Source organism: Peterkaempfera bronchialis, assembly GCF_003258605.2.
Classification (GTDB): Bacteria; Actinomycetota; Actinomycetes; order Streptomycetales; family Streptomycetaceae; genus Peterkaempfera; species Peterkaempfera bronchialis.
The window spans coordinates 6,516,544-6,534,717 of sequence record NZ_CP031264.1 but is presented as its reverse complement, the minus strand read 5'-3'; the positions used below and the strand labels follow the sequence as shown (position 1 = coordinate 6,534,717).

14 protein-coding genes and 1 pseudogene are annotated in these 18,174 nt (G+C 73.1%); 6 read left to right on the top strand and 9 right to left on the bottom strand.

Annotated features, from left to right (window positions below; all coding sequences use genetic code 11):
• Window positions 1-170 precede the first annotated feature (170 nt).
• A complete protein-coding gene (locus tag C7M71_RS27880; RefSeq protein WP_114914618.1) occupies window positions 171-1,379 on the top strand; it encodes an amino acid deaminase/aldolase in 1,209 nt (402 codons plus the stop codon).
• A gap of 46 nt (window positions 1,380-1,425) precedes the next feature.
• Here the strand turns inward: C7M71_RS27880 and C7M71_RS32800 are convergent, their stop codons facing one another.
• From C7M71_RS32800 to C7M71_RS27860, 4 genes are read right to left on the bottom strand one after another with little or no spacing between them, the layout of a single operon-like run.
• The gene (locus tag C7M71_RS32800) at window positions 1,426-2,550 is read right to left on the bottom strand and encodes a DUF2510 domain-containing protein (RefSeq protein WP_162824429.1); all 1,125 of its coding nucleotides are present in this window, start codon (window positions 2,548-2,550) and stop codon (window positions 1,426-1,428) included.
• Window positions 2,551-2,597: 47 nt separating this feature from the next.
• Window positions 2,598-3,434, bottom strand: coding sequence for a 3-oxoacyl-ACP reductase (locus C7M71_RS27870; protein ID WP_111489679.1), 837 nt, complete (start codon window positions 3,432-3,434; stop codon window positions 2,598-2,600).
• A 7-nt stretch (window positions 3,435-3,441) separates the two neighbouring features.
• Window positions 3,442-4,839 carry an aldehyde dehydrogenase family protein gene (locus C7M71_RS27865; RefSeq protein ID WP_229758964.1) on the bottom strand — a complete coding sequence of 466 codons (1,398 nt, stop codon included), beginning with the start codon at window positions 4,837-4,839 and terminating at the stop codon, window positions 3,442-3,444.
• Window positions 4,840-4,849: 10 nt separating this feature from the next.
• Window positions 4,850-6,229, bottom strand: a complete 1,380-nt coding sequence (locus C7M71_RS27860) for a glutamine synthetase family protein (RefSeq protein WP_111489677.1) — start codon at window positions 6,227-6,229, stop codon at window positions 4,850-4,852.
• 115 nt (window positions 6,230-6,344) lie between these two features.
• On the opposite strand from C7M71_RS27860, the gene C7M71_RS27855 reads away from it, so the two are divergent.
• The 3 genes from C7M71_RS27855 (at window position 6,345) to C7M71_RS27845 (ending at window position 8,335) form a co-directional block, all read left to right on the top strand.
• Window positions 6,345-7,100 (top strand): FadR/GntR family transcriptional regulator, encoded by a 756-nt coding sequence (locus tag C7M71_RS27855; RefSeq protein ID WP_111489676.1) that lies wholly within the window; start codon window positions 6,345-6,347, stop codon window positions 7,098-7,100.
• Window positions 7,101-7,135: 35 nt separating this feature from the next.
• A complete protein-coding gene (locus tag C7M71_RS27850; RefSeq protein ID WP_111489675.1) occupies window positions 7,136-7,840 on the top strand; it encodes a gamma-glutamyl-gamma-aminobutyrate hydrolase family protein in 705 nt (234 codons plus the stop codon).
• Window positions 7,841-7,954: 114 nt separating this feature from the next.
• On the top strand, window positions 7,955-8,335 hold the full coding sequence (locus tag C7M71_RS27845) for a DUF4180 domain-containing protein (protein ID WP_111489674.1): 381 nt from the start codon (window positions 7,955-7,957) through the stop codon (window positions 8,333-8,335).
• A gap of 37 nt (window positions 8,336-8,372) precedes the next feature.
• Here the strand turns inward: C7M71_RS27845 and C7M71_RS27840 are convergent, their stop codons facing one another.
• Both C7M71_RS27840 and C7M71_RS27835 read right to left on the bottom strand, forming a co-directional pair.
• Window positions 8,373-10,181, bottom strand: coding sequence for an ABC transporter permease/substrate binding protein (locus tag C7M71_RS27840; protein ID WP_111489673.1), 1,809 nt, complete (start codon window positions 10,179-10,181; stop codon window positions 8,373-8,375).
• A gap of 46 nt (window positions 10,182-10,227) precedes the next feature.
• Window positions 10,228-11,079: pseudogene (locus C7M71_RS27835) on the bottom strand (quaternary amine ABC transporter ATP-binding protein); the annotation flags it as partial.
• Between the two features lie 239 nt (window positions 11,080-11,318).
• Between C7M71_RS27835 and C7M71_RS27830 the strand changes: the two are divergent.
• Both C7M71_RS27830 and C7M71_RS27825 read left to right on the top strand, forming a co-directional pair.
• Window positions 11,319-12,224, top strand: coding sequence for a 5'-3' exonuclease (locus tag C7M71_RS27830; protein ID WP_111489685.1), 906 nt, complete (start codon window positions 11,319-11,321; stop codon window positions 12,222-12,224).
• 50 nt (window positions 12,225-12,274) lie between these two features.
• Window positions 12,275-13,465 carry an SLC13 family permease gene (locus C7M71_RS27825; protein WP_111489671.1) on the top strand — a complete coding sequence of 397 codons (1,191 nt, stop codon included), beginning with the start codon at window positions 12,275-12,277 and terminating at the stop codon, window positions 13,463-13,465.
• 60 nt (window positions 13,466-13,525) lie between these two features.
• Here C7M71_RS27825 and C7M71_RS27820 read toward each other — a convergent pair whose 3' ends face one another.
• The 3 genes from C7M71_RS27820 to tatA form a co-directional block, all read right to left on the bottom strand.
• Window positions 13,526-16,420 carry a DEAD/DEAH box helicase gene (locus tag C7M71_RS27820; RefSeq protein ID WP_111489670.1) on the bottom strand — a complete coding sequence of 965 codons (2,895 nt, stop codon included), beginning with the start codon at window positions 16,418-16,420 and terminating at the stop codon, window positions 13,526-13,528.
• A gap of 305 nt (window positions 16,421-16,725) precedes the next feature.
• A complete protein-coding gene (tatC, locus tag C7M71_RS27815) occupies window positions 16,726-17,595 on the bottom strand; it encodes a twin-arginine translocase subunit TatC (RefSeq protein ID WP_229758963.1) in 870 nt (289 codons plus the stop codon).
• 115 nt (window positions 17,596-17,710) lie between these two features.
• Window positions 17,711-18,013, bottom strand: a complete 303-nt coding sequence (gene tatA / locus C7M71_RS27810) for a Sec-independent protein translocase subunit TatA (protein ID WP_111489668.1) — start codon at window positions 18,011-18,013, stop codon at window positions 17,711-17,713.
• Window positions 18,014-18,174 lie beyond the last annotated feature (161 nt).

Here is an 18,174-nt window from a genome sequence, read left to right as displayed (position 1 = left end):
GGCACACGGCAGGCCCGTCGGACAGCGCTCCCCGGCGTCCTACCTGCGCAACTACGGCCGCCACCCTACGCGTTGGGGCGGCGCCACGGATCCGATTGCCCAGCAGAATCGATCCGTCGTCCACAGCTTCGGATCTACCGACCGGTAGCAGCGTGTGGCAGTCTTCGGCCATGGTGAACCCCGCTGCTGACCGCGCCCGGTACGACCGGGCCACCGCGCACCTGGAAGCACCGCTGGCCATCGTGGACCTGGAGGCGTTCGACGCCAATGCGGCCGACCTGGTGCGCCGGGCCGGGGGCAAGCCGATCCGGGTGGCCAGCAAGTCGGTGCGCTGCCGGGCGCTGCTGGACCGGGCCCTGGCGGTGGACGGGATCGCCGGGATCATGAGCTTTACGCTCGCCGAGTCGCTCTGGCTGGCCGAGGCGGGCTACCCGGATGTGCTGCTGGCCTACCCCTCGGTGGACCGGGCCGCCTATACGCGGTTGGCCGCCGACCCCAAACTGGCCGCCGCCGTGACCGTGCTGCTGGACGACCCGGCGCAACTGGAACTGATCGACGCGGCCCGCGCGGACGGGCCGGGGAGCGGTGAGGAGATCCGGGTCTGCCTGGAGATGGACACCGCCCTGCATCTGCTGGGCGGGCGGATACGCATCGGTGCGCGCCGCTCCCCGCTGCGCTCCCCGGAGGATCTGGTGGCGCTGGCCGAACTGGTGCAGTGCCGTCCCGGCTTCCGGGTGGTGGGGCTGATGGCGTACGAGGGCCATGTCGCCGGTGTGGGCGACTCCCTCGCGGGTCGGCCGCTGCGCTCGCGGGCGGTCCGGGCGATGCAGGCGCGGGCCCGGGCGGAGCTGGCCGGGCGGCGGGCGGCGGTGGTGCGCGCGCTGCGGCGGGTGGCGGACCTGGAGTTCGTCAACGGCGGCGGCACCGGCAGTGTGGAGTCCACGGCGGCGGAGTCCGCAGTGACCGAGATCGCGGCCGGGTCGGGGCTCTATATGCCGGGGCTGTTCGACAACTACACCTCCTTCCGGGGCCGTCCGGCCGCGCTCTTCGGCCAGCCGGTGGTGCGGCGGCCCGGGGTGGGGGTGGTGACGGTGCTGGGCGGCGGCTATCCGGCGTCGGGGGCGGCCGGGCGGGACCGGCTGCCGGTGCCGTACCTCCCGGAGGGCCTGCGCTATGACCCGCAGGAGCAGGCGGGCGAGGTGCAGACGCCGCTGCTGGGTTCGGCGGCGGACGACCTGCTGATCGGCGACCGGGTGTGGTTCCGGCACGCCAAGGCGGGTGAGCTGTGCGAGCGGTTCGACCGGCTGCACCTGGTGGCGGGCGACCGGGTCGCGGAGTCGGTGCCGACGTACCGGGGCGAGGGCAAGACGTTCCTCTGAGCCGTGCGGCCCGGCCCGGGGTCGGCGGCCCCGGGCCGGTGGGTGCTCAGGTGCCGCTGCCGCCGGTCCCGGAGCCGCTGTGGTCCGCGATCCCCGCGACGATGGTGTCCATCAGGTCGACCGAGGGGGCCTTGTCCACGGCGTCGAAGCCCAGGTGGACGGCGATCAGGGAGGTGCCTCCGGCGGACGGGAAGACCACGGTCTCCACATAGCCGTCGTTGCCGGTCTTGGCGTCCACCTTCCAGCGGACCAGGTAACCGGACCGCCCGGCGACGGTCACCGGGGCGGACTTCAGCTCCTGGTGGGAGGTGACGGTGCCGTAGGATTCCTTGACGGCGGCGCTGATGTCGCCCTTGGCGGCGGCGGCCGGGTCGGTGGCGACGCGCAGGGTGCTGGTGGCCACTCCGGCCAGGGTGCAGCCGTACGGGGACTCCGGGCAGGAGTAGGAGCCGATGGAGAGGGCCGCGTAGCCGTCGCCGGTGGTGCCCCCGGTCCAGCCGGACGGGATCGGCAGCGTGATGCCGTTCACCGTGTCGACGGCGGTACGGGCCTCGGCGCCGCCCCGGCCGCCGGAGCCGCCGTCACCGCCGGTGCCGCCGCCGAGCCCACCGCTGCCGCCGAAGCCCCGACCGCCCAGGCCCCCATTGCCGCTGCCGCCGCTGCCGCCGCTGCCCCCGTCGCCGAAGCCATCGCCGCCCCCGGAGCCGAAGCCGCCGGAGCCGCCGCCCTCGCCGAACTGCGGTGCGGTGTCGCCACGCCCGCCGTCCGACGGCGCGGGCCCGGCCGCCGAGGGGCCGTGGTCGTCACGCATGGCGAGGTAGGTCGCCCCGACGCCGATGCCCGCGCCGACCAGGGCCGCCACCGCCACGGCGGCCACCACGGCCCGCGACGGCCGCCTGCGGCGGCCCCCGCTCGGCGGCACGGTCGGCATCGCGGGCCAGCCGACCACCGAACCCTCCAGCGGAGCTGACGGTGCGTCAACCCCCTGAAGCGGCGCCGTCTCAGCCACCGTCTCCGTCTCCGCCACCGTCTCCGGCGGGACCTCCGGCGGTGCGGGACGGGTGTTGCCGGTCCACTCGGTGCCGTCCCACCACCGCTGCCGGCGCTCCGCACCGTCGCCGCCGCTGTCGCTCGGGTCCGGGTACCAGCCGGACGGAATCGTCGCAGTCACGGTCCGCACGGTACGTCGTGCCTGATAAGACCGGGGTCAAGAGAGGGTCAGAGCGGTGTGACATAGGCGCCGGCGATCCCGCCGTCCACCAGGAACTCGCTCGCCGTGACAAAGGAGGAGTCGTCGCTGGCGAGGAAGGCGACAGCGGCGGCGATCTCCTCCGCCCGGGCGAAGCGACCCAGCGGGATGTGCACCAGGCGGCGGGCGGCGCGCTCCGGGTCCTTGGCGAAGAGTTCGCGGAGCAGCGGGGTGTCCACCGGTCCGGGGCAGAGGGCGTTGACCCGGATGCCCTCGCGGGCGAACTGCACCCCCAGCTCGCGGGACATGGCCAGCACCCCGCCCTTGGAGGCGGTGTAGGAGATCTGCGAGGTGGCGGCGCCCATCACGGCGACAAAGCTGGCGGTGTTGATGATGGAACCCCGGCCCTGCCGCTGCATATAGGGCAGCGCCGCCTTGCAGCAGAGGTAGACGGAGGTGAGGTTGACCTCCTGGACGCGGCGCCAGGCGTCCAGGCCGGTGGTGAGGATGGAGTCGTCGTCGGGCGGCGAGATGCCGGCGTTGTTGAAGGCGACGTCCACGCTGCCGTAGGTGTCGTGCGCGGCCCGGAAGAGGGCGTCGACCTGCGCGGCGTCGGTGACGTCGGTCTGGACGAAGAGTCCGCCCACCGCCTCGGCGGCGGCCTTGCCTGCGGCGGTGTCGATGTCGGCGCACACCACCCGGGCGCCCTCGGAGGCCAGGCGCCGGGCGGCGGCCAGTCCGATGCCGCTGCCGGCCCCGGTGATGACGGCGGTGCGGCCCACCAGACGGCGGCAGACGGGCGCTTCGGCGGTGCCCTGGCGGCTGTCCCCGTCGCTGTGCTGGTCGGTGTCCCGATCGGTGGTCATGGGCGGCTCACTCCTCGGAGCTGATGAAGACGTTCTTGGTCTCGGTGAAGTGGGCGACGGCGTCGGGGCCGAGTTCCCGGCCGAGGCCGGACTCTCCGAAGCCGCCGAAGGGTGTCCAGTACCGCACGGACGCATGGGAGTTGACCGAGAGGTTGCCGGCTGCCACTCCTCGTGCCAGGCGCAGCGCCCGGCCGATGTCGCGGGTCCAGAGGGACCCGGCCAGGCCGTAGCGGGTGGCGTTGGCCAGGCGCAGCGCGTCGGCCTCGTCGTCGAACGGCAGCACCACGGCGACCGGGCCGAAGATCTCCTCGGTGGCGGCGGGGCAGCCGGGGTCGAGGGGGGTGAGGACGGTGGGCGGGAACCAGAAGCCGGGCCCGGCCGGGACGGTGCCCCGGGCGGCGGTGGGGATGTCGGGGGTGACATAGGTGGAGACCCGCTCCCGTTGGGCGGCGGAGATCAGCGGGCCCATGTCGGTGGCGGGGTCGGCGGGGTCGCCGACGGTGACGGCGGCGACGGCGGGTTCCAGCAGGCCCAGGAACTCGTCGTACACCTCGCGCTGGACCAGGATGCGGGTGCGGGCGCAGCAGTCCTGCCCGGCGTTGTCGAGGAAGGACATCGGGGTGGCGGCGGCGGCCCGTTCCAGGTCGGCGTCGCGGAAGACGATGCTGGGGCTCTTGCCGCCGAGTTCCAGGGTGACCCGCTTGACCTGGGCGGCGCAGCGGGCCATGACCTCCTTACCGGTGGCGGTGGACCCGGTGAAGACGATCTTCCGTACGGCGGGGTGGTCCACGATCGCCCGGCCGGTGACGGTTCCGGCGCCGGGCAGCACCTGGAGCAGGCCGTCGGGCAGGCCGGCGTCAAGGGCGAGGTCGGCCAGCCGCAGGGCGGTCAGCGGGGTGGTCTCGGCGGGTTTGAGCAGCACGGCGTTGCCGGCGGCGAGGGCCGGGGCGAAGCCCCAGGCGGCGATCGGCATCGGGAAGTTCCAGGGGGCGATGACGCCGACGATGCCCAGGGGCTCGTGGAAGGTGAGGTCCACGCCGCCGCCGACCGGGATCTGACGGCCGGTCAGCCGCTCCACTCCCCCGGCGGCGTACTCCAGCAGGTCGCGGACGTTCCCCGCCTCCCAGCGGGCGCCGCCGATGGTGTGGCCGGCCTCGCGGACCTCCAGCGCGGCCAGTTCCTCCAGCCGGCCGTCGACGGCGTCGGCGAAGCGGCGCAGCAGTCGGGCGCGGTCGCCGGGCGCGAGGGCGGACCAGCTCTGCTGGGCCTTGGCGGCGCGCTGTACGGCGGCGTCGACCTCGGCCGGGGCGGTCTCCGGGACGGTGGCGATGACCTCTTCGGTGGCCGGGTTGAGGACGCGGTGGGCGCGGGGCCCGGGGGTGGCGTCGGTCGTGGGATCGGTCATGGCGGGCGGCTCACATCCGCTCGAAGGAGCGGTAGCGCTCCCAGTCGGTGACGGCGGTGTCATGGGCGTCCTGCTCCACGCGGGCCATGGTGAGGTAGTGCTCCATGACGTCCTCGCCGAAGGTGTCCTTGGCCAGGGCGGAGCCCCGCCACAGCTCGGCGGCCTCGCGCAGGGTGGCGGGCATCCGGGCGCAGTCGGCGGTGTACGCGTTGCCGGTGCAGGGCTCGGGCGGCTCCAGCCGGTGCTCGATGCCGTGCAGTCCGGCGGCGATCATGCCGGCCACGGCGAGGTAGGGGTTGACGTCGCCGCCGGGCACGCGGTTCTCCACGCGCAGCGAGGGGCCGTGGCCGACGACGCGCAGGGCGCAGGTGCGGTTGTCGCGGCCCCAGGCGACGGCGGTGGGGGCGAAGGAGCCGGGGCGGAACCGCTTGTAGGAGTTGATGTTGGGCGCGTACAGCAGGCTGAACTCGCGCAGTGCGGCCAACTGCCCGGCGAGGAAGTGCCGCATGGTGTCGCCGATGTCCCCGTCGGGCCCGGCCAGGACGGGGTCGTCCCGGTCGTCGCGGAGCGAGAGGTGGATGTGGCAGCTGTTGCCCTCGCGCTCGTCGTACTTGGCCATGAAGGTGAGCGCCATGCCCTCCTGGGCGGCGATCTCCTTGGCACCGGTCTTGTAGACGCTGTGCTGGTCGCAGGTGGTGAGCGCGTCGGCGTAGCGGAAGGCGATCTCGTGCTGGCCGAGGTTGCACTCGCCCTTGGCGGACTCCACGGTCATCCCGGCGCCGCCCATCTCGTTGCGGATGCGGGCGAGCAGCGGTTCGACGCGGGCGGTGCCGAGCAGGGAGTAGTCGACGTTGTACTGGTTGGCCGGGGTGAGGCCCCGGTAGCCGCGCTCCCAGGCGGTCTCATAGGTGTCGCGGAAGACGATGAACTCCAGCTCGGTGCCGACCTGGGCGTGCCAGCCGCGCTCGGCGAGCCGGTCCAGCTGGCGGCGCAGGATCTGGCGCGGCGAGGCGTGCACGGGGGTGCCGTCGTGCCAGGCGAGGTCGGCGGTGGCCAGGGCGGTGCCGGGCTGCCAGGGGATGCGGCGCAGGGTGCCGAGGTCGGGGTGCATGGCGAAGTCGCCGTAGCCGGTCTCCCAGGAGGCCATCCGGTAGCCGTCGACGGTGTTGAGGTCGACGTCCACGGCGAGCAGGTAGGCGCATCCCTCGCTGCCGTGCCGGGCCACCTCGTCGAGGAAGAAGCGGGCGGCGAACCGCTTGCCCTGGAGTCTGCCCTGCATGTCGGTGAAGGCGAGGACCACGGTGTGCACCTCGCCGCTCTCCACGAGGATGCGCAGCGCTTCGAGGCTGAGCGGGGCCCCGGTGGGGGGCGGCGTCGGTCGGTCGGGCACGGTGGATGCCTCCTCGGTTCCGCTGCGAGCAGTCCAAAGGTATGTCCTTGTACCATTGAATGGGAAGGGTTCCGCCCGGCGCGGCGCGGCGCGGTGGACGGCAGGGAGGCGCGCGATGGACGGTGGCGGCGGGGACGACCGGCTGGCCGCCGTGCTGCGCCCGGTGCGCTCCGGCAACACCTTCGAGGAGGCCGTACAGCGCATCCTGCAACTGGTCCGGCTGGGCCTGGTCCCCGACGGCGGGCGGCTGCCGGCCGAGCGGGAGCTGGCCGAGCGGCTCCAGGTGAGCCGGGTGACGCTGCGCGAGGCGCTGAAGGCGCTCCAGGACGAGGGGCTGCTGGAGACCCGCCGGGGCCGCTACGGCGGCACCTTCGTCCGCTATCGGCCGGAGGCGGTGGAGGACGCCGGCCGAGCCTCGGCCGGCGGTGACGAGCTGCGCCGCCGCGCCCGGCGGATGGGCGACCGGCTGGAGGACACCCTGCTCTTCCGGGAGGTGCTGGAGGTGGGCGCCGCCGAGCTGTGCGCCGACCGGCGGCCGACCGGCGTACAGGCGCAGCGGCTGCGGGACTGCCTGGCCGCGACCGGGTCGGCGGCCCTGGGCGACTACCGCCGGATGGACACCCGGCTGCACCTCGCCGTCGCCGAGCTGTGCGGGTCGCCGTCGGTCGCCGAGCAGTACGCCTCGGTCCGGGCCTCGGTCAATGAGCTGCTGGACTGCATACCGCTGCTGCCGCGCAACCTGGACCACTCCGAGGCGCAGCACGCCGCGCTGGTCGCCGCGCTGCTGGACGGCGACCGGGAGCGGGCCCGCGCGGTGATGCGGGCCCATGTCGCCGGAACGGCGGCGCTGCTGCGGGGTTTCCTGTCCTGAACCGTCCTGACCCCCGAGCCGGAGGGCCGCGCGCCATGGAGAACCGTCCCCTGATCGGGATCACCACCTATCTGGAGCGTGCCCGCTGGGGCGTGTGGGAGCAGTCGGCGGCGCTGCTGCCGGCCGCGTACCCGGCGCTGGTGCAGGCCGCCGGGGGTCTGGCGGTGCTGCTGCCGCCCGACGACCCTGGACGGGCGCCCTCGGTGGCCGCCCGGCTGGACGGGCTGGTGGTGGCCGGCGGCCCGGACATCGCCCCGGACCGGTACGGGGCGGAGCCGCACCCCCGGACGGCGGCGACCGCGCCGGAGCGCGACGCGTGGGAGTCGGCGCTGATCCGGGCGGCAGCGGCGGCGCGGCTGCCGCTGCTGGGCGTCTGCCGGGGCATGCAGCTGCTCAATGTGGTCCGGGGCGGCACCCTGGTGCAGCATCTGCCGGAGGCGGTGGGCCACCAGGGGCACTGTCCGACCCCGGGGGTCTTCACCCGCCATCCGGTGCGGCCGGTGCCCGGTACGGCGCTGGCGGCGCTGCTGCCGGAGGCGGAGCTTGCGGTGCCGACCTACCACCACCAGGCCGTGGACCGGCTCGGCAGCGGACTGCGGGTCTGCGCCCGTGCGGCGGACGGCACGGTGGAGGCGCTGGAGGGGGACGGCCCCGGCTTTCTGCTGGGGGTGCAGTGGCATCCGGAGCGGGACGGCGACCTGCGGGTGGTACGGGCGCTGGTGGCCGCCGCCGGGGGCTGACGGCGCCGTGGGTAACTCGGTGGACCGGGTGGCGGGGTGGCCGTCATCCTGGGCAGCCCGGACCGCACCGGGGAAGCACCACAGGACCATCGACGCGCCGAGGAGCCAAGCCCCATGCCCGACACCCTCCAGCACATCAACGGCACGCCGGTCCTGGTCTGCGCCGCCGACGGTGAACCGGTGCACGGCGAACGCGACGCGACCGACCTCATCGGCGAGGCGTTCCACCACGACGCCTCCTGGATCGCCATCCCGGCCGACCGGTTCGAGGACGACTTCTTCCGACTGCACACCCGGGTCGCCGGGGAGATCGTGCAGAAGTTCGCCAACTACCGGCTGCGCGTCGCCATCGTCGGCGACATCTCCCGGCACACGGCCGCCAGCAGCGCCCTGCGGGACTTCGTCCGCGAGAGCAACCGTGGCACCCAGCTCTGGTTCGTCTCCGACACCGAGGCGCTGCGCGACCGGCTCGGGCCCGCCCCGGCGAACGGCTGAGGCAGCAGGTCCGTCACGGCGGCGCGGGGGCCCTCGCTCAGGCGGTGTCCACCGGGGCCAGCTGGTCGACCAGGCCCGGCTGGGTCTTCAGCCAGCTGCGCACACCCTGCTGCTCGCGGCCCTGACCGGCCTCGTTGATGGCCTTCTCCAGGCCGCCGAGCTGCTGCTCGGTCAGCTTGAAGTCCTTCAGCCACCGGGAGACATGCGGGAACTTCTGCGGGAAGGACTTGTGGGCGAGGGTGTGGATGCCGTCGCCCTTGCCGAACAGGCCCTTGGGGTCGGCCAGTTTGGTCAGCTCGTAGGTGCTGTACGCCCAGTGCGGCGACCACAGCACGACCGCCACCGGCTCCTTGGCCTTGACCGACTTCTCCAGCTGGGCGAGCATTCCGGCGGTGCTGCCGGTGGTCAGCTGGTACTCCTTGTCCAGGCCGTAGCCCGGCAGCACGGTGGAGTTGAGCAGCTTCATCTCACCGGCGCCAGGCTCGATGCCGATGATCCGGCCGCCGAACTCCTTGGAGCGGCCCTTGAGGTCGGCCAGCGAGTGCACATCCTTGACGTACGAGGGGACGCTGACCTCCAGCGAGGTCGGGCCGTACCAGGAGCCCAGGTCGGTGAGGTCGTCGCGGTACTTCTTCCAGTAGTCGGCGTGGGTGACGGGCAGCCAGGAGTCCAGCTCCACATCGACCTTTCCGGCGGCCATGCCGGTGTAGAGCGCGCCGACGTCCATGTTCTGCAACCGGGGCTTGTAGCCGCGCTGCTCCAGCACCTCCTTCCAGAGGTAGGTGGCGGCGACGCCCTCGTCCCAGTTGATGTAGCCGATGTCCACCGTCCGCCCCCGGCCGATGTCCTCCCCGGCGGGGAGGGCGAAGTCCTCGGACTGCTTGCCGCCGAAGGCGTGCAGACCGCCGGCGACCAGGGCGAGGACTACCACCGCGACCCCGGCGACGGCCGTGGAGGGCCGGTAGCGCAGCGCGGCGGTACGGCGGCCGGTGCTCTCCCTGGCCAGGGCGCGGCGGCCGAGCGGGGAGACCCGGCGGCCGAGCGCTCCGGTCATCCGGTCCAGGTACATGGCGAGGATGACCACCGCGATGCCGCCCTCGAAGCCGAGGCCGATGTCCACCTGGCTGATGGCGGTGAAGACGGAGGCACCCAGCCCGCCGCCGCCCACCATGCCGGAGATGACCACCATGGAGAGCGCCAGCATGATCACCTGGTTGACGCCGGCCATGATGGTGGGCAGCGCCAGCGGCAGTTGGACGCCCAGCAGGGTGCGGCGCGGAGTGGTGCCGAACGCCTCGGCGGCCTCCACCAGTTCGCCGTCGACCTGCCGGATGCCCAGTTCGGTCATCCGGACGCCGGGCGGCATGGAGAAGACGATGGTGGCGATGATGCCGGGCACCTGCCCGACCCCGAAGAAGAAGATCCCGGGGATCAGATAGACGAAGGCCGGCATGGTCTGCATCAGGTCGAGCACCGGACGCAGGGCGGCGCTCACCGCTGTGCTGCGGGCCGCCCAGATGCCCAGCGGCACCGCGAACAGCACCGTGATCACACTGGCCACCAGCACCAGGGAGAGGGTGGACATCGCCTCGTCCCACTGCTGGACGGAGTCGATCAGCGCCAGGCCGAGGAAGGAGAGCACGGCCGCGAGCGGACCGCGCAGCCAGAGCGCGACCACCGCGAGGATGCCCGCCAGCAGCAGCGGCTGGGGAGCGCTCAGGACGGCGTCCACGCCGTGGTACATGCCGGAGACGACGGTGGTGATGGCGTCGAAGACGGGCTGGAAGTGGTCGCGGAGGAAGTCGACTCCGCTCTCCACCCAGTCGCCGAGCGGGAGCCTAGCCACGGTTCACCGCCTTTCGCTCGCTTGTGCCGTCCCGCTGGGGCGGCGACGGCACCTCCCCGGCCGGCCGTACGGCGCTGCGGCCCAGCACCCGGTCCCGGTCGACGTCCTCGACGAAGGCCGCCACATAGTCGTCGGCGGGCGAGAGCACGATCTCGGCGGGGGTGCCCTGCTGGACGATGCGGCCGTCGCGCATCACCGCGATCCGGTCGCCGAGCCGCATGGCCTCGTTGAGGTCATGGGTGATGAAGACGATGGACTTGCGCAACTGCTGCTGGAGCTGGAGCAGTTGCTCCTGCATCTCGCGGCGGATCAGCGGGTCCAGCGCGCTGAACGACTCGTCCATCAGCAGCAGGTCGGCGTCGGTGGCCAGCGCCCGCGCCAGGCCCACCCGCTGCTGCATACCGCCGGAGAGCTCGTCGGGCCAGGAGTCCTTCCACTGGGAGAGGCCCACCAGGTCCAGCGCCTCGGTGGCCCGCCGGTCCTGCTCCTCGCGCGAAACGCCCTGCTGCTCCAGCCCGTACCCGGCGTTCTCCAGCACGCTGCGGTGCGGGAAGAGCGCGAAGTGCTGGAAGACCATGCTGATCCGGTGGGAGCGCACGGTGCGCAGCTCCTTGGGGGGCAGTGCGGTCAGCTCCTGCCCGTCGAAGAGCACGCGGCCGGCGGTGGGCCGGGAGAGCCCGTTGAGCATCCGCAGCAGGGTGGACTTGCCCGATCCGGACAGGCCCATGATGACGAAGATCTCGCCCTCACCGACCTCGAAGCAGGCGTCCACCACGGCGGCGGTGGAGCCGTCCTCGCGCAGCTCGTCGCGGGTGGCACCCGAGCGCAGCCGCTCGACGGCCTGCTCCGGCCGTCTCCCGAAAACCTTGAACAGTTGGTCTGCTTCCAGCAGAGACACAAGTACCTCTCGATCTGCGATGCGGGCGGCCGCAAGCGGCCGTCCGCACCGAGGGTTGGTTCCGCGACCGACTACCCGGGCTTGGTGCGTGTACACCCGAATGTGGCCACGGTCACGGAACCAAGGCTTCCGCTTCGTCGATAAATCCGATAAAAACTTACCTTCTTCGCAAATCGGACACGTTGGCGCGGACACCCTGCGGTGTACGGCATGATCGGGGCGTGACCGCTCCCCGGCTGATGCTGCTCGACAGCGCCTCGCTGTACTTCCGTGCGTACTACGGCGTCCCCGACTCGCTGAAGTCCCCCGACGGCCAACCCGTGAACGCCGTCCGGGGGCTGCTGGACTTCATCGCGCGCCTGGTCACCGACCACTCCCCCGACCACCTGGTCGCCTGCATGGACGCCGACTGGCGACCGCAGTGGCGGGTGGACCTCATCCCCTCGTACAAGACCCACCGGCTGGCCGCCGCACCGTCCGCCGCCCCCGGCGAGGAGGAGGTGCCCGACACCCTCACCCCGCAGATCCCGGTGATCGAGCAGGTGCTGGACGCCGTCGGCATCGCCCGGGTCGGCTCCCCCGGCTACGAGGCGGACGACGTCATCGGCACCCTCACCGCCCGCGCCCGGGGACCGGTGGACGTGGTCACCGGCGACCGCGACCTCTTCCAGCTGGTGGACGACGCACGCCAGGTCCGGGTGCTCTACCCGGTCAAGGGGATGGGCACCCTCCAGAGCACCGACGACACCCTGCTGCGCGGGAAGTACGGCGTCGACGGCCGCCACTACGCCGATATGGCCGTGCTGCGCGGCGACCCCAGCGACGGCCTGCCCGGGGTCGCCGGCGTCGGTGAGAAGACGGCGGCGCGGCTGCTGGCGGCGTACGGCAGCCTGGACGCGATCCTGGCCGCTGCGGACGACCCCGCCTCCGGCCTCACCCCGGCCCAGCGCAAGCGGCTGCACGAGGGGCGCGGCTACCTGGCGGTGGCCCCCCGGGTGGTCCGGGTCGCCGAGGACGCGCCGCTGCCCGCCTTCGACCCGGTGCTGCCCCGCGAACCGCACGACCCGATGACCCTGGAAGAGCTGTCGGACCGCTGGGGCCTCGGCGGATCGCTGCACCGTCTGCTGGCCGCGCTGGCCGGCTGACCCGGCCCGCCGCGCCCCGCGTCCCGGCGGGGCCGTGAAAGGTGGAGCCCATGCGTCTCCGGACCCGACTGCATCCCCTGGACCTGGTGGCCGGGGCGCTGCTCCTCTGCGGCCTGCTCTGCATCGCCACCGGCCTGCTGCCGATCGGCTCGGCCACGGAGGTGCTGCGCCGGATCGCGCCGCTGGTGCCCTTCCTGGGCTCGGTCATCGTGCTGGCCGAGCTCACCTCGGAGGCCGAGGTCTTCGACGTACTGGCCAGCCGGACCGCTCGGGCGGCGCGCGGCAGCCACGCCGCGCTCTTCCTGCTCTGCGTGGGCCTCGCCGCGCTGACCACCACCGTGCTCAACCTGGACACCACGGCGGTACTGCTCACCCCCGTGATGCTGGCGCTGGCGGACCGGGTGGGGATCTCCCCGCTGCCGCTGGCGATGACCACCGTCTGGCTGGCCAACACCGCCAGCCTGCTGCTGCCGGTCTCCAACCTCACCAATCTGCTCGACGCCGAGACGGTGGCGCTCTCCCCCGCCCAGGTGGCGGCCCGGATGTGGGCGCCGCAGCTGGCCGCGCTGGCCGCGACCACCGCCTGCCTCTGGATCTTCTTCTGGCGACGCGGGCTGCGGGGCCCCGGCGGCTACCGCGTCCCGGCACCGCCGCGCCCTGCGGACCCGGTGCTGCACCGCGTCTGCGCCGCCGCCTGCGCGGGCTTCCTGGCGGTGGTCCTGCTGCTGCGGGTACCCCTGTGGGCAGCCTCCTCGGCGGCGGCAGCGGTCGCGGTGGTCGCCTTCGCCGTCCGCCGCCCCAGCGTGCTGCGGCCGGGGCTGGTCCCCTGGCGGCTGCTGGCCTTCGTCCCCGGGCTCTTCCTGACCGTGGAGACCATCCGGGTGCACGGCCTGGGGCGCCTGGTGGAGTCGCTGATGGGCCCCGGCGGCGGGCTGGGCAGCCTGCTGCGGACGGCCGGCATCGGCGCGAGCCTCTCCAATGTGATCAACAACCTGCCCGCCTACCTGGTCGGCGAGTCCGCCCTGCCGGGGGCGGACCACGACCGGCTGCTGGCGCTGCTGATCGGCACCAACGCGGGCGCCCTGATCACGCCATGGGCCTCGCTCGCCACCCTGCTCTGGTTCGAGCGGTGCCGCGCGCACGGGGTACGGGTGCCGCTCCGCCGCTTCACCGCGACCAGCGCCGTGCTGGCCGTGACGGCGGTGGCGGCGGCCGTCACCGCGCTCTGGGCCACCGGCTGACCGCCGGGGAGCGCCGGGGAGTGCCGCTCGGGCGCTCCCCGGCGTATCCGGGCGGGCCGGTCAGCCGACGGAGGAGTAGGCGATGACGCCGCGCCGCAGCGCGTCCACCGCTTTGCGGGCTGCGGTGCGCAGCTCCTGGTCCTCACCGGCGGCGTCCTGGATCTGGCCCAGGACGTCGATCAGCTGCTTGGTCCAGCGGACGAAGTCGCCGGCGGGCATATCGGCGTCCCGCAGCACCGAGTCCAGTCCGTGGCCGGAGGCCCAGCGGAAGGCGGCCCAGGCGAAGCCCAGGTCGGGCTCGCGCTGGCCGACACCCTCGGCGTTGGACAGCCGGTGCTGCTCCTCCAGCGCGTCCAGGTGGCCCCAGAGCCGCACCATCTGCGCCATCGCCTCCTTGGCCTTGCCCTCCGGCACCCGGGGCGCGGCCGCGTCGTCGGCCTGCCGGGCCTCGTAGACCAGCGCCGAGGCGCAGGCGGCCAGCTCTGCGGGGTTCAGGCCCTTCCAGACGCCCTCGCGGATGCACTCGGAGGCCAGCAGGTCCAGCTCCCCGTACAGCCGGGCGAGGCGCTTGCCGTCGTCGGTGACGGTGTCGCCGAGCAGATAGCCGAGGTCGGTGAGCAGGCCGCAGACCCGGTCGAAGGTGCGGGCGATGGTGTGGGTGCGGGAGCGCATCCGGCGCTCCAGCTGGCTGGTGTCCCGCTGCAACCGGTGGTAGCGCTCGGCCCAGCGGGCGTGGTCCTCCCGCTGGTCGCAGCCGTGGCAGGGGTGCTGCCGCAGCTCGGCGCGGAGCCGGGCGATCTCGGGGTCGTCGGCGGCGGCCGCACGGGCCCTGCGGTGGCGCTCCGGCTCGATGTGCCCGGCCTTGGTGCGCAGCGCGGAGGCGAGGTCGCGGCGGGACTGCGGGCTGCGCGGGTTGAACGACTTGGGGATGCGCATCCGGTCGACCGCCTCCACCGGCACCGGGAAGTCGATCATCGCCAGCCGCTTGACCTGCCGCTCGGCGGTGAGCACCACCGGGCGCGGGCCCTCCTGGAACTCGGGCCGGTGGCCTCCCCTGCCCTGCGGCGGCAGTCCGGGGTCGAGCACCAGGGCCAGCCCGGAGAACTTGCCGGCCGGGACGTGGATGACATCGCCGGGGCGCAGCTTCTCGATGGCGTCGATCGCGGAGGCGCGGCGCTGGGCGGTGCCCTCGCGGGCCAGCTCGTTCTCCCGGTCCTTGAGCGCCCGGCGGAGTGCCGCGTACTCGTCGAAGTCGCCGAGGTGGCAGGTCATCGCCTCGCGGTAGCCCTCCAGGCCCTCCTCGTTGCGCTGCACCTGCCGGGCGACGCCGACCACCGAGCGGTCGGCCTGGAACTGGGCGAAGGAGGTCTCCAGCAGCTCCCGCGAGGTGTGCCGGCCGAACTGGGAGACCAGGTTGACGGCCATGTTGTACGACGGCTTGAAGGAGGACTTCAGCGGATAGGTGCGGGTGCCCGCCAGGCCGGCCAGCGCCGCCGGGTCCAGGCCGCGCTGCCACAGCACCACCGCGTGGCCCTCGACGTCGATCCCTCGGCGGCCTGCCCGGCCGGTGAGCTGGGTGTACTCACCGGGGGTGATGTCGGCGTGCGACTCGCCGTTCCACTTGACCAGCTTCTCCATCACCACCGAGCGGGCCGGCATGTTGATGCCGAGGGCCAGCGTCTCGGTGGCGAAGACCGCCTTCACCAGGCCCCGGACGAAGAGCTCCTCCACGACCTCCTTGAAGGTGGGCAGCATCCCGGCGTGGTGGGCCGCTATGCCGCGCTCCAGGGCGTCCAGGAACTCGAAGTAGCCGAGGACATGCAGATCCTCGTCCGGAATGGCGGCGGTGCGCTCCTCCACCAGGGCCCGCACCCGGGCCCGGTCGGCGTCGTTGTTGAGCCGCAGCCCGGAGGCCAGGCACTGCTGCACCGCCGCCTCGCAGCCGGCCCGGCTGAAGATGAAGGTGATGGCGGGCAGCAGGCCCTCGGCGTCCAGCCGGTCGATGACCTCGACCCGGCTGGGGGTCCAGGCCCGGCCGGGGCGGCCGTTGGGCTGGGAGCGGCCCCGGCCTCGGGCGAAGCGGTCGGCCCGGCGGTCCTGCTCGGCCCGGGCCAGCCTGACCAGTTCCGGGTTGACGTCCTTGGACGGCGGGCGGGGCTCGCGCCGCTGCCCGTCGGCCTGCTGCCGGTCGCGCCCGGCCGTACCCTGCCGGCCGGTGGTGAACAGGTCGTACATCCGGTTGCCGGCCAGCACATGCTGCCAGAGCGGGACCGGCCGGTGCTCGGAGACGATCACCGTGGTGCCGCCGCGCACGGTGTCCAGCCAGTCGCCGAACTCCTCCGCGTTGGAGACCGTCGCGGAGAGCGAGACCAGGGTGACCGACTCGGGGAGGTGGATGATGACCTCCTCCCAGACGGCACCCCGGAAGCGGTCGGCGAGGTAGTGCACCTCGTCCATGACCACATAGCCGAGGCCGTTCAGCGTCTGCGAGCCCGCATAGAGCATGTTGCGCAGCACCTCGGTGGTCATCACCACCACCGGGGCGTCGCCGTTGACGGTGTTGTCACCGGTGAGCAGGCCCACCTTGTCGGCGCCGTAGCGCTTGACCAGGTCGGCGTACTTCTGGTTGGAGAGCGCCTTGATGGGCGTGGTGTAGAAGCACTTGCGGCCCTCGCGCAGCGCCAGGTGGACGGCGAACTCGCCGACGATGGTCTTGCCGGACCCGGTGGGGGCCGCGACCAGGACGCCCCGGCCGGCCTCCAGGGCCTCGCAGGCGTCGACCTGGAAGGGGTCGAGCGGGAAGTCGTACAGCTCCCGGAACGCGTACAGGGCGGTGGCCTGCTCCTGGGCGCGTCGCCTGGCCGCCGTGTACCGCTCGGCGGGCGACAGGCTCTCCGGGTCGGTCTCCGCAGGGCGCTCGGGGCTCTCCGGACCGCTGGGGATGGCGCTGCTCATCGGCGTCACCTCTTCTTCCCGTGGGAGTGCTGCCCGCTGGGGCTGGACGGGAGCGCGTGCGGCGGCGCCTGCGGCTGCGGAGCCGCGTCGGCCGGGGCCGGCGCCGGGGCGCAGCGGGTGTGGTCGGTGTGGTGAAGGAGCATCTCAAGCCAGAGGTTACCCGTCGGCACCGACATCGATAGCAAGGTTTTGGCACCGCCTGCCTTTCCGGCGCGCGGTCCCGCCGCCGAGCCCGCCGCCGGGCCCGCCGAGCAGGTGCAACCGGCGGATGCAGCGGCCGGGTCCGGCGGGGTGACCGGGCGGGGTCAGGTGATGTCGTCCAGCTGCTCGGTGCGGGCCGGGGCGGCGTCGACTTGCTGCACCGGGGCGATCGGGGTCGGCGTGAGGTCCAGTTCGGACGCTTCCTCGTCGCTCAGCTGGGCGTTGGGGTCGGCCGCCCGGGCCCGGCGGCGGCGCCGGTCGTTGACCCAGGCGACCACGCAGGCCAGCACATAGAGCAGCAGGATCGGCGCGGCCAGCAGCAGCATCGAGACCGGGTCGGTGGTGGGCGTGGCGACGGCGGTGAAGATGGTGATGCCCATGACCATGCCGCGCCACCAGCCGATCATCCGGCTGGCGGAGAGCACTCCGCCGAAGTTGAGCATGATCAGGATCAGCGGCAGCTCGAAGGAGATGCCGAAGACGATGACCATCCGGGTGGCGATGTTCAGGAAGTCGTCGACGTTCTGGATGTTGGTGGCGTTGGTCGGGGTGAAGGACTGCAACGTCGCCACGGTGGTCGGCAGGATGGTGTACGCGAACCATGCGCCGCCGAGGAAGAGCGGGATGCCGATGCCGAGGAAGGCCAGGCTGTACTTCTTCTCGTGGCGGTGCAGCCCCGGGGCGATGAACGCCCAGAGCTGGTACAGCCAGACCGGGCTGGCGACGATGAGTCCGGCGGTGAGCGACACCTTGATGGCCAGGCCGAACGGCGACAGCAGGTTGGTGACCGCGATGATGCACTTCTCGCCGCCGCTGGCACCGCTCATCTTGGCCGCGCAGCCGTCGAGCGGGTGGATCAGGAAGTCGATCAGGTCGCGGTAGAAGAAGGCCGCGACGATGGTGACCACCAGGATGGCGCCGACCGCCTTCATCAGGCGGTTGCGCAACTCGCGAAGGTGATCCCCGAGGGACATCCGCCCCTCGGGGTCCTTCGGTGTCTTGGCAGACTTCAGCAACCCCGGTCCTCGACTCGTGCGGGGGCACGGCGGCCCGCTCGCGGTTCTCCTGGTGGTACGCGGCGCTTGCGGCTCAGCGCTGGGCGGTGTCCCGCTGCTGGGCGGCGCCGGGCGCGGTCTCGCCGACCGGGCGGGCGGTGGCCGCGTCACCGGGGGCGGCCTTGATGGTCTTGGGGGCGTCGGCCGGGGCCGCGTCGGCGGGCTGCTCCTGGGCGGCGGCCGAACCGTCGCCCCGCATCGCCTTGGTCTCGCTCTTGAGGATCCGCAGCGACTGGCCGAGGGAGCGGGCCATGTCGGGGAGCCGCTTGGCGCCGAACAGCAGCACGACGACCACAAGAATGAGAATGATCTCGGGTGCTCCGAGCCTGCCAAACATATGCGACTACCTTCTCACCGAGGCGGCGTTCCTGGTCTGTGCGCCGGTTCCGTCGAGGCGCGGGGAGGGCGGGGTCTCACCGGATCCGTCCGTCTCCTGTCCGGCGATCGTAGCCGGTGGCGATGAACGAGGGGCAACGCCCTGCGGTCTCCACGGCGACG

Excerpts from the sequence above, each read along its gene's own strand:
- C7M71_RS27870 (WP_111489679.1), bottom strand. The coding sequence starts at position 3,434 with ATGACCACCGATCGGGACACCGACCAGCACAGCGACGGGGACAGCCGC.
- C7M71_RS27845 (WP_111489674.1), top strand. The coding sequence starts at position 7,955 with ATGCCCGACACCCTCCAGCACATCAACGGCACGCCGGTCCTGGTCTGC.
- C7M71_RS27850 (WP_111489675.1), top strand. The coding sequence starts at position 7,136 with ATGGAGAACCGTCCCCTGATCGGGATCACCACCTATCTGGAGCGTGCC.
- C7M71_RS27830 (WP_111489685.1), top strand. The coding sequence starts at position 11,319 with ATGCTGCTCGACAGCGCCTCGCTGTACTTCCGTGCGTACTACGGCGTC.
- C7M71_RS27820 (WP_111489670.1), bottom strand. The coding sequence starts at position 16,420 with ATGAGCAGCGCCATCCCCAGCGGTCCGGAGAGCCCCGAGCGCCCTGCG.
- C7M71_RS27855 (WP_111489676.1), top strand. The coding sequence starts at position 6,345 with ATGGACGGTGGCGGCGGGGACGACCGGCTGGCCGCCGTGCTGCGCCCG.
- tatC (WP_229758963.1), bottom strand. The coding sequence starts at position 17,595 with ATGTCCCTCGGGGATCACCTTCGCGAGTTGCGCAACCGCCTGATGAAG.
- C7M71_RS27825 (WP_111489671.1), top strand. The coding sequence starts at position 12,275 with ATGCGTCTCCGGACCCGACTGCATCCCCTGGACCTGGTGGCCGGGGCG.
- C7M71_RS27865 (WP_229758964.1), bottom strand. The coding sequence starts at position 4,839 with ATGACCGATCCCACGACCGACGCCACCCCCGGGCCCCGCGCCCACCGC.
- C7M71_RS27880 (WP_114914618.1), top strand. The coding sequence starts at position 171 with ATGGTGAACCCCGCTGCTGACCGCGCCCGGTACGACCGGGCCACCGCG.
- tatA (WP_111489668.1), bottom strand. The coding sequence starts at position 18,013 with ATGTTTGGCAGGCTCGGAGCACCCGAGATCATTCTCATTCTTGTGGTC.